The sequence below is a fragment of the Pseudomonas sp. xss_4 genome, from assembly GCF_043104125.1.
Lineage (GTDB): Bacteria > Pseudomonadota > Gammaproteobacteria > Pseudomonadales > Pseudomonadaceae > Aquipseudomonas > Aquipseudomonas parafulva_B.
In genome coordinates this window covers 40,263-54,330 of the sequence record NZ_JBICKJ010000016.1, presented here as the reverse complement: position 1 = coordinate 54,330, position 14,068 = coordinate 40,263, and the positions used below count along the sequence as shown (strand labels likewise).

The 14,068-nt window shown below is 61.0% G+C and carries 10 protein-coding genes; 8 read left to right on the top strand and 2 right to left on the bottom strand.

The genetic code is table 11. The features are described 5' to 3' along the window. Positions 1 to 14: 14 nt before the first annotated feature. Positions 15 to 986, bottom strand: coding sequence for a taurine ABC transporter substrate-binding protein (gene tauA, locus ACF8GB_RS02480; protein WP_392526498.1), 972 nt, complete (start codon positions 984 to 986; stop codon positions 15 to 17). A gap of 491 nt (positions 987 to 1,477) precedes the next feature. Between tauA and ACF8GB_RS02475 the strand changes: the two genes are divergently transcribed. The 8 genes from ACF8GB_RS02475 (at position 1,478) to ACF8GB_RS02440 (ending at position 8,507) form a co-directional block, all read left to right on the top strand. Continuing rightward, on the top strand, positions 1,478 to 2,812 hold the full coding sequence (locus ACF8GB_RS02475; RefSeq protein ID WP_392475182.1) for an OprD family porin: 1,335 nt from the start codon (positions 1,478 to 1,480) through the stop codon (positions 2,810 to 2,812). 160 nt (positions 2,813 to 2,972) lie between these two features. Beyond that, complete coding sequence (locus ACF8GB_RS02470; RefSeq protein WP_100850592.1) at positions 2,973 to 3,614, top strand: peroxiredoxin; 642 nt, start codon at positions 2,973 to 2,975, stop codon at positions 3,612 to 3,614. A 179-nt stretch (positions 3,615 to 3,793) separates the two neighbouring features. Continuing rightward, positions 3,794 to 4,387 (top strand): NADPH-dependent FMN reductase, encoded by a 594-nt coding sequence (gene ssuE, locus ACF8GB_RS02465; protein WP_058637070.1) that lies wholly within the window; start codon positions 3,794 to 3,796, stop codon positions 4,385 to 4,387. 84 nt (positions 4,388 to 4,471) lie between these two features. Then, positions 4,472 to 5,437 (top strand): sulfonate ABC transporter substrate-binding protein, encoded by a 966-nt coding sequence (locus tag ACF8GB_RS02460; protein WP_058637071.1) that lies wholly within the window; start codon positions 4,472 to 4,474, stop codon positions 5,435 to 5,437. 57 nt (positions 5,438 to 5,494) lie between these two features. Beyond that, complete coding sequence (gene ssuD, locus ACF8GB_RS02455; RefSeq protein WP_058637072.1) at positions 5,495 to 6,643, top strand: FMNH2-dependent alkanesulfonate monooxygenase; 1,149 nt, start codon at positions 5,495 to 5,497, stop codon at positions 6,641 to 6,643. 10 nt (positions 6,644 to 6,653) lie between these two features. Continuing rightward, positions 6,654 to 7,451 (top strand): aliphatic sulfonate ABC transporter permease SsuC, encoded by a 798-nt coding sequence (gene ssuC / locus ACF8GB_RS02450; protein WP_196126456.1) that lies wholly within the window; start codon positions 6,654 to 6,656, stop codon positions 7,449 to 7,451. Continuing rightward, positions 7,448 to 8,260 carry an aliphatic sulfonates ABC transporter ATP-binding protein gene (gene ssuB / locus ACF8GB_RS02445; protein ID WP_058637074.1) on the top strand — a complete coding sequence of 271 codons (813 nt, stop codon included), beginning with the start codon at positions 7,448 to 7,450 and terminating at the stop codon, positions 8,258 to 8,260. Before ssuC ends, ssuB begins: the two co-directional genes overlap by 4 nt. Before the next feature lie 31 nt (positions 8,261 to 8,291). Further along, positions 8,292 to 8,507: a molybdopterin-binding protein gene (locus tag ACF8GB_RS02440; RefSeq protein ID WP_003255829.1), complete on the top strand. Its 216-nt coding sequence runs from the start codon at positions 8,292 to 8,294 to the stop codon at positions 8,505 to 8,507. Between the two features lie 48 nt (positions 8,508 to 8,555). On the opposite strand, the gene ACF8GB_RS02435 is transcribed toward ACF8GB_RS02440, so the two are convergent. After that, a complete protein-coding gene (locus tag ACF8GB_RS02435) occupies positions 8,556 to 14,039 on the bottom strand; it encodes a hypothetical protein (RefSeq protein ID WP_392526497.1) in 5,484 nt (1,827 codons plus the stop codon). Positions 14,040 to 14,068 lie beyond the last annotated feature (29 nt).

Below are 14,068 nucleotides of genomic sequence, written 5' to 3'. Positions count from 1 at the left end.
GGTTGTCTGCAAATTCAGTGGGGGAGGTACTGGGCACTGACGTAAGGGCTGTAGTCCGGCAGTACGGCCTCGACCTTGCCTTGTTGCTTGAGGAACGTGGCCGTGTCGGTCAGGGCCTGGGTAGTAGGCGTGCCCAGGGCGCTGGCCTGGTCTGCGGCCAGCGGGTAGACGTTGCCTTGCAGCAACACCGGGATGTCCGAAGGCTTGGCGCCGGACAGCTTGGCCAACTTGGCGACGTTGTCCTGGTTCGCCAGCCAGGCTTGCGGATCCTTTCGGTAATCTGCATACGCCTCTAGGGTGACCTGCGCGAAAGCCCTGACCACGTCGGGGTGCTTGGAAGCGAAGTCTTTGCGCACGATCCAGGCGTCGAAGGTGGGGGCCCCTGCCTTGGCCAACTCGCCCGAGGTGATCAGCACCTTGCCGCTTTCCTTCGCCACGCCCAGCGCAGGGTCCCACACATAGGTCGCGTCGATGTCGCCACGTTTCCATGCAGCGATGATCGCTGGTGGTGCCAAGTTCAGGATCTGCACCTTGGCAGGATCGATGTTCCAGTGCTTGAGCGCTGCCAGCAGGCTGTAGTGCCCGGTCGACACGAAGGGTACGGCGACTTTCTTGCCCACCAGATCCTGAGGGGTCTTGATCGCGTCGCGCACCACCAAGGCTTCGCCAGCCCCGATCTGCGTGGCGATCAGAAACGTCTCGATCGGCAGCTTGCGGGTTGCGGCGGCTGCCAATGGGCTGGAGCCCAGGTAGCCGATCTGCACATCCCCACTGGCAACGGCGGTGATTACATCGGCACCGTTGTCGAACTTGCGCCAGTCGATGCTGGCTTTGGTCGCCGCCTCATAGTCGCCATCGACTTGCGCCACCTTGGCAGGATCGACCGTTGTTTGATAGGCCACCGTCAAGTCTGACGCCTGGGCTATCCAGCTGGCGCCAGCAAGCGCCAGGGTACTGAGAATTCGCAGGGTGCGGTGCGGGTTCATGGTGAGCTCTCATCGGGCAAGGGATGCATGAGACAAGGCTAATTGATCTAAAAAACTAAAAATAAATAACTTTTAAGAATTAGCTTAGCGCTCATTTGGCACCCTTGGTCGATGATTGACCACGCGCAATGGCAAAGTCAGCCGACGCTGTTAGGCTGAGCCTCCCTATAGATCCAATTGGAATGAGGTTATGAGCAAACGATTGCAAATAGCCGGGGGTTATGAGAAACCCACTTGCTACAACAAAATGCAGTAATGGTTCCTTACATATTCCTTAAAAGTCTTACCGATTCACAAAACAGTCATTTTGGATTTATAGGATTGTCATTATCCTGTAGCCCAGGTTGGCGCCTTAGACCAAAGTCGCGAAACGTTTAGAAATGATTGACTAAAGGGTCACGCTTTGGGACTAAATCGCCCATCCATGGTGAGCGGGGCAATAGACCCGGCCGCCTGAGATACACAAAAATTAGAACGTAGAGGAGCAAAGCATGTACAAGTCCAGCCTGGCCATGGCCGTGGCACTGGGTGTTCTCGCCCAACAAGCAGGTGCTGCCGGTTTCGTGGAAGACAGCAAGCTGTCGGTCAGCTCGCGCACCATGTACTTCAATGGCGACAACCGTGACGGTGGCGCCGACAACCGTGAATCGGGCCAGGGCTTCAAACTGGACTACCTGTCCGGTTTCACCCAGGGCACCGTTGGTTTCGGTGTAGACGCCCAGGCCCTGTGGGGTATCCACCTCGACGGCGGCCGTGGCAAACACCCTGACAACAGCAACTTCTTCCCGAGCGACTCCGACGGCTCTGCCGTGAGCCAGTGGGCTCGCCTGGGCGCCAACGCCAAGGCCAAGTTCTCCAAGACTGAAGTCCACTACGGTAGCGCCCTGGCGCCGAACCTGCCGATCCTGGTCTCCAATGATGGCCGTCTGCTGCCGCAGACCTTCGAAGGTGGCACCATCCAGTCGAAGGAAATCGACAACCTGACCATCAACGCCGGTCAGCTGACCCACGCCATGGGCCGCGCCTCGAGCAACCGCACCGGCCTGTCGGTCAACGGCGCTTTCCGTGACAGCAACAAGTTCCGCTATGGCGGCCTGGACTACAAGCTCACCCCAGACCTGACCCTGCAGTACTACTACTCGAACCTGGAAGACTTCTACAAGCAGCACTTCCTGGGCGCTACCCACGTTTTCAAGATCGCCGACGACCAGTCGTTCAAGACTGACCTGCGCTACTTCAACAGCAGCAGCGACGGCCGCAACGGCGACTCGGGCTACACCTTCAACAACAACGGCGGCTTTGCCAAGACACCTGGCGAGGTCGACAACAAGACCTGGTCGGCGATGTTCACCTACACCCTGGGTGGTCACTCGCTCATGCTCGGTCACCAGCGCGTCAACGACGACGGCGGTTTCGTCTGGTTGAACCAGGGTAGCGTGCGCAAGGACGGTTCGCGTTCCTCGCTCGAAGGCGCTGGCGGCGCCAGCTTCTACCTGTTCACCGACAGCATGATCAACCAGTTCGCCAAGGCCGGTGAGAACACTACCTTCGGTCAATACGCCTACGACTTCGCGCGCCTCGGCGTACCGGGCCTGAAGGCCTCGGTTTCCTACCTCAAGGGTGAAGACGGCAAGAACGCCAGCGGCAATGGCCACTTCAGCGAGTGGGAGCGTGACGCCCGGATCGACTACGTCATCCAGGAAGGCACGTTCAAAGGCCTGGGTGCGAGCCTGCGCCACGGTGTTTACCGCGGCACCGGTGAAAGCTCGGTGGCCGATCTGGACCAGACCCGTTTCATCGTGAACTACACTTACAACTTCCTGTAAGCCGTAGCCACATGAAGAGCCTCGCTTGATGCGAGGCTTTTTTGTGAGCGAAAATTGTTATGCATAAAAAGCATTAACAAAGCTTTATTTATTCTTTTTAAGGTTGATGAAATTCAGGCACATTCATTCCACAGGCACCCCAGCACAGGAGCTGCATCCCATGAGCCTCAAACTCGGCGATATCGCCCCGGATTTCGAACAGGATTCCAGCGAAGGCAAAATCCATTTTCACCAATGGCTGGGCGACAGCTGGGGCGTGCTGTTCTCGCACCCTGCCGACTTCACCCCGGTGTGCACCACCGAATTGGGGCTCACGGCCAAGCTCAAGGATGAATTTGCCAAGCGCGGGGTCAAGGCCATTGCACTGTCGGTCGACCCGGTGGACTCGCATCACCGTTGGATCGAAGACATCAACGAAACCCAGCAGACCGTGGTCAATTTCCCGATCCTCGCCGATGCCGACCGCAAGGTGTCGGACCTGTACGACCTGATCCACCCAAACGCCAGCGATACCCTGACCGTACGCTCACTGTTCGTCATCGACCCGAACAAGAAGGTTCGCCTGACGATTACCTACCCCGCCAGTACCGGGCGAAACTTCAACGAGATTTTGCGGGTAATCGACTCGCTGCAACTGACCGATTCGCACAAGGTAGCCACCCCAGGCAACTGGCAGGACGGTGACGATGTGGTGATCGTTCCTTCGCTCAAGGACGAAGAAGAGATCCGGCAACGATTTCCAAAAGGCTACACGGCGGTCAAACCCTATTTGCGTCTGACGCCTCAACCGAACCGAGCGTAAGTACTGTGTTGCATAACGCTTAGCCAAGCAGGGATTTTCGGGCCGTTTCGACGGCCCTTTTTTTTGACCTAAATTAGCTTGAAAATATCTAAATCGAATAAACAAAGAATTAAATATGATTTATAGATATATAAGGAAACTGCTAATGTCATTCCACCGTAACCCAAGGAAGCGCAGCAATGCTGGTCGTATCAATCGGTGGTAGCCCAAGTCCTCGTTCACGCTCAGGCGTGCTGCTCGAACGTTCGCGGCAGTGGCTCGAGCACCGTGGCGTTGAAGTCGTCACCTTGCAGGTGCGCGACTTTCCTGCCGAAGACCTGTTGCATGCCCGCTTCGAAAGCCCACACGTGCAGCACTTCCAACAGTTGGTGGCCCAGGCCGATGGCCTGATCGTTGCCACACCGGTGTACAAGGCGTCGTTCGCCGGCGCGCTGAAAACCCTGCTTGACCTGCTGCCCGAGCGCGCACTGGCCAACCGGGTCGTGCTGCCCATCGCCACTGGGGGCAGCATCGCCCACATGCTGGCCGTGGATTACGCCCTCAAGCCCGTACTGTCGGCTCTCAAGGCCCAGGAGACCCTGCAAGGGATCTTTGCCGATGACAGCCAGATCGCCTATGCCGAAGGCAGTAAGCCGGCCCAGCTGGCGCCTGCCCTTGAAGAACGGCTGCACGACTCGCTGGAAACCTTCCACCTGGCCCTGGCCAGGCGCCCGCGCCCGGTCGCACCCGGCGTGCTCAATGATCGCCTGATCAGTGCTCGCTGGAGCATCTGACCCGGCAAACCCGCTGTATCACCTTACTCGCCCGTCAACGAGGCAAGCAGGTGCAACCCGAACCCCATCGCACAGGAGAGCGCCATGCGCACAATCTTCTTGCGTCGTGGTCTGGTCGCCCTGTTTGCGGCGGCTGTGTCCCTCGGCGCCATTACCCAGGCACAGGCTGAAACCCTGCGCATCGGTTATCAGAAATACGGCACCCTGGTGCTGCTCAAGGCCAAGGGCACGTTGGAAAAGCGTCTGGCCGAGCAAGGCGTGCAGGTGCAGTGGACCGAGTTTCCCGGTGGTCCCCAGCTGCTTGAAGGGCTGAACGTCGGGTCTGTCGATTTCGGTGTGACCGGCGAAACGCCTCCGGTATTCGCACAGGCCGCCGGGGCCGACTTGCTGTACGTGGCCTACGAGCCACCCGCGCCCCACAGTGAGGCCATCCTGGTGCCCAAGGACTCGCCGATCCAGTCGGTGCAGGCACTCAAGGGCAAGAAGGTCGCCCTCAACAAAGGCTCCAACGTCCATTACCTGCTTGTGCGGGCGCTCGAAGATGCAGGCCTGAAGTACACCGATATTCAACCGGTCTACCTGCCCCCGGCCGATGCGCGCGCAGCGTTCGAGCGTGGCAGTGTCGATGCCTGGGTCATCTGGGACCCGTACCAGGCCGCCGCCGAGCAGCAGCTGCAAGCCCGCACCCTGCGTGACGGCCAGGGCCTGGTCGACAACCATCAGTTCTACCTGGCCACGCGCAGTTATGCGAATCAGCACCCGGCCGTCATCAATACCGTCATCGATCAGGTACGTGCGGTCGGTGAGTGGTCGCAGGCCAACCCGCAGGAAGTCACCGACCAGGTCGCCCCGCTGCTCGGGCTCGCGCCGGACATCACCCTGACGTCCGTCAAGCGCCAAGGCTACGGCGCAGCGCCCTTGACGTCGGACGTCGTGGTGGCCCAGCAGAAAATCGCAGACACCTTTCAGACGCTCAAGCTGATACCCAAGCCGCTGCGCATCAAGGACGTGATCTGGACACCCCCGGCCAAGGTTGCCAGTGCGCCTTGATTGATCTGTCCGTGCCGGGCGTTCCCCGGCTCAGCTACCCCTTAGGAGACAACTCCAATGAGCCTCAACATCTTCTGGTTCCTCCCCACGCACGGTGATGGCAAGTACCTGGGCACCGCGCAAGGCGCCCGGGCGGTGGACCATGGTTACCTGCAGCAGATTGCCCAGGCGGCCGACCGCCTGGGGTTCGGCGGCGTGCTGATACCCACCGGGCGTTCCTGCGAGGATTCCTGGCTGGTGGCCGCGTCCCTGATCCCTGTTACCGAACGCCTGAAGTTCCTGGTGGCCCTGCGCCCTGGAATCATCTCGCCGACGGTCGCCGCGCGGCAGGCCGCCACGCTCGATCGCCTGTCCAATGGCCGGGCGCTGTTCAACCTGGTAACCGGTGGCGATCCGGACGAGCTGGCCGGTGACGGCCTGCACCTCAATCATCAGGAGCGCTATGAAGCGTCTGTCGAATTCACCCGCATCTGGCGCAAGGTGCTTGAAGGCGAAGAAGTCGATTACGACGGTAAACACATCCAGGTCAAAGGCGCCAAGCTGCTGTACCCACCCATCCAGCAGCCTCGTCCACCGTTGTATTTCGGTGGTTCCTCCGAAGCCGCCCAAGACCTGGCTGCAGAGCAGGTCGAGCTGTACCTGACCTGGGGCGAGCCGCCCAGCGCGGTGGCTGAAAAGATCGCCCAGGTGCGTGATAAGGCAGCTGCCCAGGGCCGCGAAGTGCGGTTTGGCATTCGCCTTCATGTGATCGTGCGTGAGACCAATGCGCAAGCATGGGAAGCGGCTGAAAAACTCATATCCCATTTGGACGACGACACCATCGCTCGCGCCCAGGCGTCGCTCGCCCGTTTCGACTCGGTAGGGCAGCAGCGCATGGCCGCGCTGCACAATGGCCGCCGCGACAAGCTTGAAGTCAGCCCTAACCTGTGGGCGGGGGTAGGTCTGGTTCGCGGAGGTGCAGGCACTGCGCTGGTGGGCGATGGCCCGACCGTCGCCGCGCGGGTCAAGGAATATGCCGCCCTGGGCATCGACACCTTCATCTTCTCTGGCTACCCGCACCTTGAAGAGTCATACCGGGTGGCCGAACTGTTGTTCCCGCACCTGGACGTACAACGGCCTCAGCCTGCGACCAGCGGCGGCTACGTGAGCCCGTTCGGCGAGATGGTTGCCAACGACATCCTGCCCAAGTCCGTGGCCCAGCGATGAGGGGCATTGTATGAGTCGGAAAACCTCGAATACCGTGATAGAGCGCTTGGCGCCCTGGGCGCTGCCGGTACTGCTGCTAGCCGCGTGGCAACTGGCGGTCAGCGCGGGCTGGCTGTCGACCCGCATTCTGCCAGCGCCCAGCGCCGTGCTGACAGCCGGCGTCGACCTGGTACGCAGCGGAGAAATCTGGACGCACCTGGCCATCAGCGGCTGGCGTGCCGGGCTGGGCTTTCTGATCGGTGGCAGCATCGGCCTGGTGCTGGGTTTCATCACGGGGCTGTCCAACTGGGGCGAGCGCCTGCTCGACAGTTCGGTGCAGATGATCCGTAACGTGCCGCACCTGGCACTGATTCCGCTGGTGATCCTGTGGTTCGGTATTGATGAGTCGGCGAAGATCTTTCTGGTAGCGCTGGGCACGCTGTTCCCTATCTACCTGAACACCTACCACGGCATCCGCAACGTCGACCCAGCACTGGTCGAAATGGCCCGTAGCTACGGCTTGTCTGGTTTCAGCCTGTTCCGTCAGGTGATTCTGCCGGGTGCGCTGCCTTCGATTCTGGTGGGTGTGCGCTTTGCCCTGGGCTTCATGTGGCTGACCCTGATCGTTGCCGAAACCATCTCGGCCAATGCCGGCATCGGTTACCTGGCCATGAACGCCCGTGAGTTCCTGCAAACCGATGTGGTGGTGCTGGCCATCGTCCTCTACGCCGTGCTGGGCAAGCTTGCAGACCTGGCCGCCCGCGGCCTTGAACGTATATGGCTGCGCTGGCACCCGGCCTATCAGGTGGCAAGGAAGGAGGCCGTATGACCATTCTGAACGACTCGCCACAACGCCTGCTGCGCGGTATCCCGCTGGCTTCCAGCAGCCTGCGCAAGGCGTTTGGCCCGCGCGAAGTATTGAAGGGCCTCGACCTGAACATCCCGGCTGGCCAGTTCGTCGCCATCGTAGGGCGCAGCGGCTGCGGCAAAAGCACGCTGCTGCGCTTGCTGGCCGGGCTCGACCAGCCCACTGCCGGGCAGCTGCTGGCCGGTGCGGCGCCGCTGGAAGAGGCTCGAGAAGAAACCCGCTTGATGTTCCAAGACGCCCGCCTGTTACCGTGGAAAAGGGTCATCGATAACATTGGCCTGGGTCTTAAAGGAGACTGGCAGCCCCGTGCCTTGCAGGCACTGGAAGCGGTAGGCCTGGCCGATCGCGCCCATGAATGGCCTGCAGCGTTGTCCGGTGGGCAGAAGCAGCGCGTGGCCCTGGCCCGTGCGCTTATCCACCAGCCGCGCCTGCTGTTGCTTGATGAGCCGCTCGGCGCGCTGGATGCCCTGACCCGCATCGAAATGCAGCAACTGATCGAGCGCCTGTGGCGCCAGCATGGCTTCACCGTGTTGCTGGTGACGCATGATGTGAGCGAGGCGGTCGCCGTGGCCGACCGGGTGATTCTGATCGAAGAAGGCGAGGTGGGCCTGGACCTTGCCGTCGACCTGCCTCGGCCCCGTGCACGTGGCTCCCATCGCCTGGCCGCGCTGGAAAGCGAGGTCCTGCAACGTGTTCTGTCGGCGCCGGGCACAGCCCCCGAACCTGACCCTGTAGCCCCTTTGCCCACGCAACTGCGCTGGGCGCTCTGAACCCACTGAAGCCCTTAGAAGGAATTACCCCATGACCATCAAAGCCATCAACGTTCGTAACCAGTTCAAAGGCACTGTGAAAGAAATTCTGGAAGGCCCGGTATTGTCGGAAATCGACGTGCAGACTGCTTCCGGTATCGTCACCTCGGTGATCACTACCCGCTCGGTGCGTGAACTGGAGCTGCAGGTTGGCAGCGAAGTGATCGCCTTCGTTAAATCCACCGAAGTGTCCATCGCCAAGCTGTAAGGCAAGTGGCACCCGGGCTGTCAGGCAGCCCGGGTGATGGAGCATTTGTCAGTCAGCCGGGCGCAGGCTGCCGAACAGTTTGTTGGCCTGAGCCTCGGTCATGGCCGCGCGCCACGCCCCTTCCCCCAGGTCCCGTTCGCTGGCCAGTTTCAGGTGGCCTGCTTCAAGTCGAGTGAAGCCGCTTGAGGGTTTGTGCCGGAAGTGGAAGTGCGCATACCACAGCGGCTGCCCGCTGGCCCGATCCACTATGCGGTATTCCTCAAGATACTCCACCGGGTTGCCTTTGCGGTCCCGTTTCGGGTTCAGCGTGCGCGACCAGCCAAGCTCTACCTCCTGCTGCTCCACCAGGTATTCCAGGTAAGCCACCGTCGGCTTACTGCTTGCTTTGCTCTGGGCTATGCGCAGTTGCCGGCCCAGGGCATGCATCTCTGCTGCAGCGGTGTCCAGTTGCTGGATCAGCGCCAGGTGGCTGGCGTTTAACGAAGTACCCGCCTTGCGCCGGATGCTCTCGCCCAGAAAACGCAGCTGCTGGGCGTGGCCTTCGGCGATGTCTTCCAGGTCTACCGGGAGAGTTTGTGGTTTCCGATACTGGTGCAGCTTGGCCCGTTGCTGATCGATGGCGGCCAGACGGGCACTGGCGGTTTCAAGCAGCGAGGAGAGGGGGGGCGTCGGCATCTGGGGCTCGTTTGCTACCTGTTGCCATTTGCCGTTTTCGCTTTTGGCGTAAACGGTGTGCGGCTGTTCGGAATTGGGCTGGTTGATACGCATGCGCGCCTGGCCGCGCTCGACGAACTCGTTACCGATCAACGGCCCCTCCACCGTCTCGAACAAGCGTGGGCGGCTCGCGCCCCGCGGGGGGTGGTCGGTAGAAGGGCGGGCTGAGCTGGCCTTGGCGAGGTTGGCATCGATTTCGTCGATCAACTCCCGCATGAGTTGACGAAACGACAAGGTTTCTGCTGGTGCCAGCAAGTCCGTGAAGTTGTCTTCCCATGCCGTCAGGTGGTTCAGGTAGCGCACATAGCGGCTTCTGGCGTGGCTGAGGAACGTGCGTTCCTGGGCCCGGCTGAGGCGCGCTTGCGGCAGCTGAACCTGGCTGTACAGCGTGCTGCGCAGAGCAACCCCCTGTTCATGGAAGTGGGTCATGAAGGCCCCCATATGCGGGTGTTCTACCGCGCTTGCCTTGAAAAGGGTGACCGACAGAATCGACGCCCTGACCACGCGGATGTTGCTCAGGTCCAGCACCAGGCCGGTCTGCTGGGCACGGGCCATGTATGTGCTCAGGGTATTGCCTTGCAAGGCCCTGCGCCGTACCTGATGGCTGGTTGCCAGGCGTTCGGCCTCCATCAGCGTCAGCACCATCTCTCTATTTGCCGCCAACGTATTCTGGGTCAGGCGCTTGGCCACCGACGTGGGTACGGTAGATTCAGCTAATGCCTGAACGGCGCTGTACGCCAGCTTGATCTGGTTGGTGGCGAAGGTAAAGCGTGCTGAAACCAGGTGCATGTCCAGCACCGCCATTTCAACAATGTTTTCCTCGCACAGGGTCTTGAAGCGTACGTAATCTGCCCGAGCCAGCGTGGCACGTTGCTCCCGCAGGCGCGCCACGGCCTGCTCATTGAACGCGATGTTGCCCTGAACTTCTTCAGCCAGTTGCGTGCGTGCATTGACGTAGGCAGCTCGTTGCCCGTCAGTGGGCTGCGTACCTTCGGCCACAGCCTCCACTGCCGCGCGGTAGGCCGCCTGCTTCTGCGCCAAACGGGACCGGCAGCGTACGAGTTCGTCGTTGATGTCGTGTGCCAATTCCAGCCCTGTAAGGCGCCTGGGCTGGGCGCGCATTGCTCTGCGCCAATAGGCAACACCGTGATTGAGCAGTGTGGTGAGTGCACCGCCGCCTCCGCGCAGGGCGCTGTCCACCAGCAGGCCACTGAGGCGGCCAGGCGTTTCCCAAACACCGTGCTCGCTGAGGCGTACAGGTTGACGATAGCTGCGCATACCGTGGGGTTTCAGCCTCCAGGTCAGGTAAGCGGCGTCCCATTCAACCGCGTACCAGGCGGCATTGCGCGTGATGTATGTTTGCCGCGTTGCCGTATGCTCGAACACGCCAGCGCCCTGGGGAAGGCTGGAGCGCTTCATCGGGCCGATGGGCAGGTCCGTTTCATAGCCGCCGAAGGCACTGTGGGTCGGTTGGGGTATTCCGCTCACCTGCCGCAGGGGTTGCAGGCGCTGGCGTTGCTGGGCCAATAGCCGCGCTGTGATAGCAGGCTTGCCAATAGCTGCACCCGTTGGGGCCATGGTCAGTACAGCATCGCTGAGCGACTGCAATAGGCTGACGAGGTGCATCAGGCCTTCTTCCAGGTTGCGTTGTTCGAAAGCAGTGACCGCAGCAGTAGCCGCCTGCCAGCCATCGAAAAGTGCAAGGCCGGTACCCACGCCTGGCAATACCCCCAGTACCATTCGCAGCCCCATGAAGAAGTAATGGTCAAATACCTGTGGCGCAGCGAGGGCCACATCGGCCTGGCTGCGAGAGGTGTTACGATGGGTGCGAATGAGCGCCCCCATGCCTTGACGAGCTTCATAGGTAGGCAAGGATTCGAGACGCGCAATGCCTATGCCGATAAACCCGTGAAATCCTGACTTCAGTGCGGCGTCGATGTATCGCTCATGCTCATCCGGATCACCGCTCAAGGTTTGCTCAGCCAGGTAGCGGGCCATGGCTTTGTCCAAGGCCATGCTTTGCAGCGCTTGGCATGCCGCATCGCTGTCTGAGTACTGGCTGACGACCTTGCCATTGGGCGCATCCGGCATATAGAGCAACACAGGGCTTGTCTGGCCCTGCACCAGCGTGATGCCGGACAAAGCGACGCTGTCGCTCGAACCATCTGCTGCTACTCCTGGCTTCAACTCCAGCGAGTGGTAGGCAAGGGTCCTGGCTGCGCCTGCAGCCACCTGTTCGTTGTAAAACGTTTCAAGCATGCGTTGGCCGCTGGCATCCAGGCTGGCAGGGCGGCTTAGCAGCAGAAGCTTCAAGCGATGTTCGTAAGGCGCACGCAGGGTTTCCTGACGCCAAGCGACCTGCCAGGGCGTTTCGTGCTCCAAGCCCAGGTAGGCTTGAACGATGTGTGTCTCGAAGCGGCCCGCGGCATCCAGTTCGGTGACCAGTGCGGCAATGCGCGCCGGCGTAAGCCGCGCGGCCAGGTAAGGGTTGGCAGGTTCGAACTTGACGGTGGCATTGCCCAGGCGCAAGCGGCGATGTTCATCGAGCGCCACCATGATGAATGTTTCAAGTGGCACATCGCTGCGGGCCGTGCTGAATATGGGCACATCCCGCGCTCCGGCACCACCGGCGGCCGATTGGCCCGTGACCACTTTGCTGATGGTGACACTGTCAGCGATGTCGAGGGTGATCTGCCCGGCATCCTGCACACCGAATTCGGTTTGCAAGTAGTCCTTGAGCAGTTGGCGGGCAAATTGGTCGCGCGGCTGCAGACTTAAAGCGAGAAGGCTTGCAGAGGTGTGCAGTGACGCTTGCAGTGTTTCGATCTGGGCAGCCACTGCGGCGATCTGTTGTGCATCGAGATGGCTCAATCGGGGCAGGTTTTGTTGAAAATGGCTGCTGCGGTTTTTCTCGGCGAATCGCGCAAAGGCTGTCAACCTGGCGAGATGTTCACTGATGCACAGCCGCTGACGCGCTTGTTCGCATGACGTGTCGGCTGGCAGAGCCGCAGCGATGGCGTCAACGCAGTGCAACATGAAGTGCCCATCGACGGGCGGATGCTCGAATGCAAAGGTGGGCGCGTTGCTCAGACTAGCGTGCAGCGGCACGCCATCACTGGCGTGGGCCGCCTCCAGTAGTGCATCAGCCCATGCACCGTCGAGTGTAGCCAGCAGGCTGCGTTCAAGTGCCGGTTCGTCCGCGAACATCAGCAGCCCGCCACGTTGGCCTGGGCGGTACAGCAGCAGGCTTGGGTCATGCGCTTGGCCTGTCTCAGCCGGCAGCTCACGCACTGTTATGTAACCGCTCAATACCCAGCGCTGACCGGCGCTGGTCACTGCCAAGGCGCGAACCTGTACAGGCCTTTGCAGGCTTGGCTCAGGCCTGTCCACAAGGTGTTCCACCCAGCCAAGATGGGTAGCTGTCAACTCGCCCAGCGTGTGTTGCAGCCGTGCTTCGGCCAGCAATGCCTTGCATAGCCACTCTGCAATCTGTGTGCGCCTGGGGATGTCGCCCGCCGGCTGTTGCAGCATGACGCTACTCACGGGCTCTGGCAGGGCGAGTAGGTAGGTGTCCAGCGTGCTCTTCAACAGGTCCTGCGCCACCTGTTGTTCGCGCAGCAGTGTCACTTTGGCCGAAGTCGGTGCAATGTCGCCTTTCAGGTAACCCTCCAGCAGGGCTTCCTGCTGTTCGACACGCTGCTGGCGCCAGGCGATGGGCAGGTGCTGCTCCAGGCAGGCGAAGTGCACCTCCTGCGCAGCCATGGCGGCGTCGTCGGCACATACCTGAGCGATTTGTGCCGCCAGGTTCTCAGGCAGAGCCCCTGCCACGATGGCGTTTCGCTTATTCTCCCATGCCTGCAGGTCTGTCCAGTCCAGTGGGTCAATGGCGTGGGTTTGGCACGCCTGCAGCAGGTGGTGGTCGATGAGGCCCTCTTGCTGCGCCAGCGTTTCTGCCATTAGAGCGCTGAATCCATCGCCGTGTAGCGGCGTGATGAGTACATTGTCGCTGCTGCCCAGGGTGATGGGCCATCGCGGGTCCGACCAAAAGATATGACGGTTCTCGAATACCCAAGTGCGCAGGTGCTGCAGGTCATTGAAAGGCACAGTGCAGGTCGTGAGTCCTGGGATGTACAGCAACCAGCCGGTGGCTTCTGGTTCGGGCTCTACAACTATCGCCGCAACACTATTAAGCGTTGGCGCGCCGGTGGGCTGCCATTGCAGTTGAGCAAAGCTTGGTGTGGCTCGCCTTGCAGTCAGCCAGGCAGTGATTTCCAGCTTTCCCAGTCCGTAAGCAATGTCCAGGCTGCGCTCGAAATGCTCGCGCAGCAGGGTGCTTGCGTGGCTTTGGCGTGATACGGCAGTACCCGGCATGCGGGCAGCCCAGTAACCATTGGTAGCCCGCAGCCTAGCGGTGCTTGCCAGCGGCCCAAGGTAACGTATCCAGTCAGCGGCGTTCAGCTGAGCCTGAGCACTGCCCTGTGCAAAGCCCCACGTTGTCCAGCTGGCAAACGGGCGGGTGAACGCTGGGTTCGTCAGCAGGCGGGCTGCGAATGAAAGCAAGGTGATCTGCCTGGTCTCATCACGCAGCCCGCAATGGGTTGGGTCTATCCGTAACTGAGCCTGCAGCGTATCGAGCAATGTCTGACGCAGGCTGGGCGCCTGACCGAACAGTGCTCTGAGCTGCGTGGTGCAGGCTGTCAAGGCCGGCTGTGCGGCGACCAGCAAATTACCTTTGCCGGCCAGACGTTCGGGTACGGCGGTCAGGGACGAGGCGGAGAACGTCTTGATAAGTTCCGACTGGGCGGGAGTGGTGGGCATGGTGATGTCCTAATGGGTCGGCATGTGGT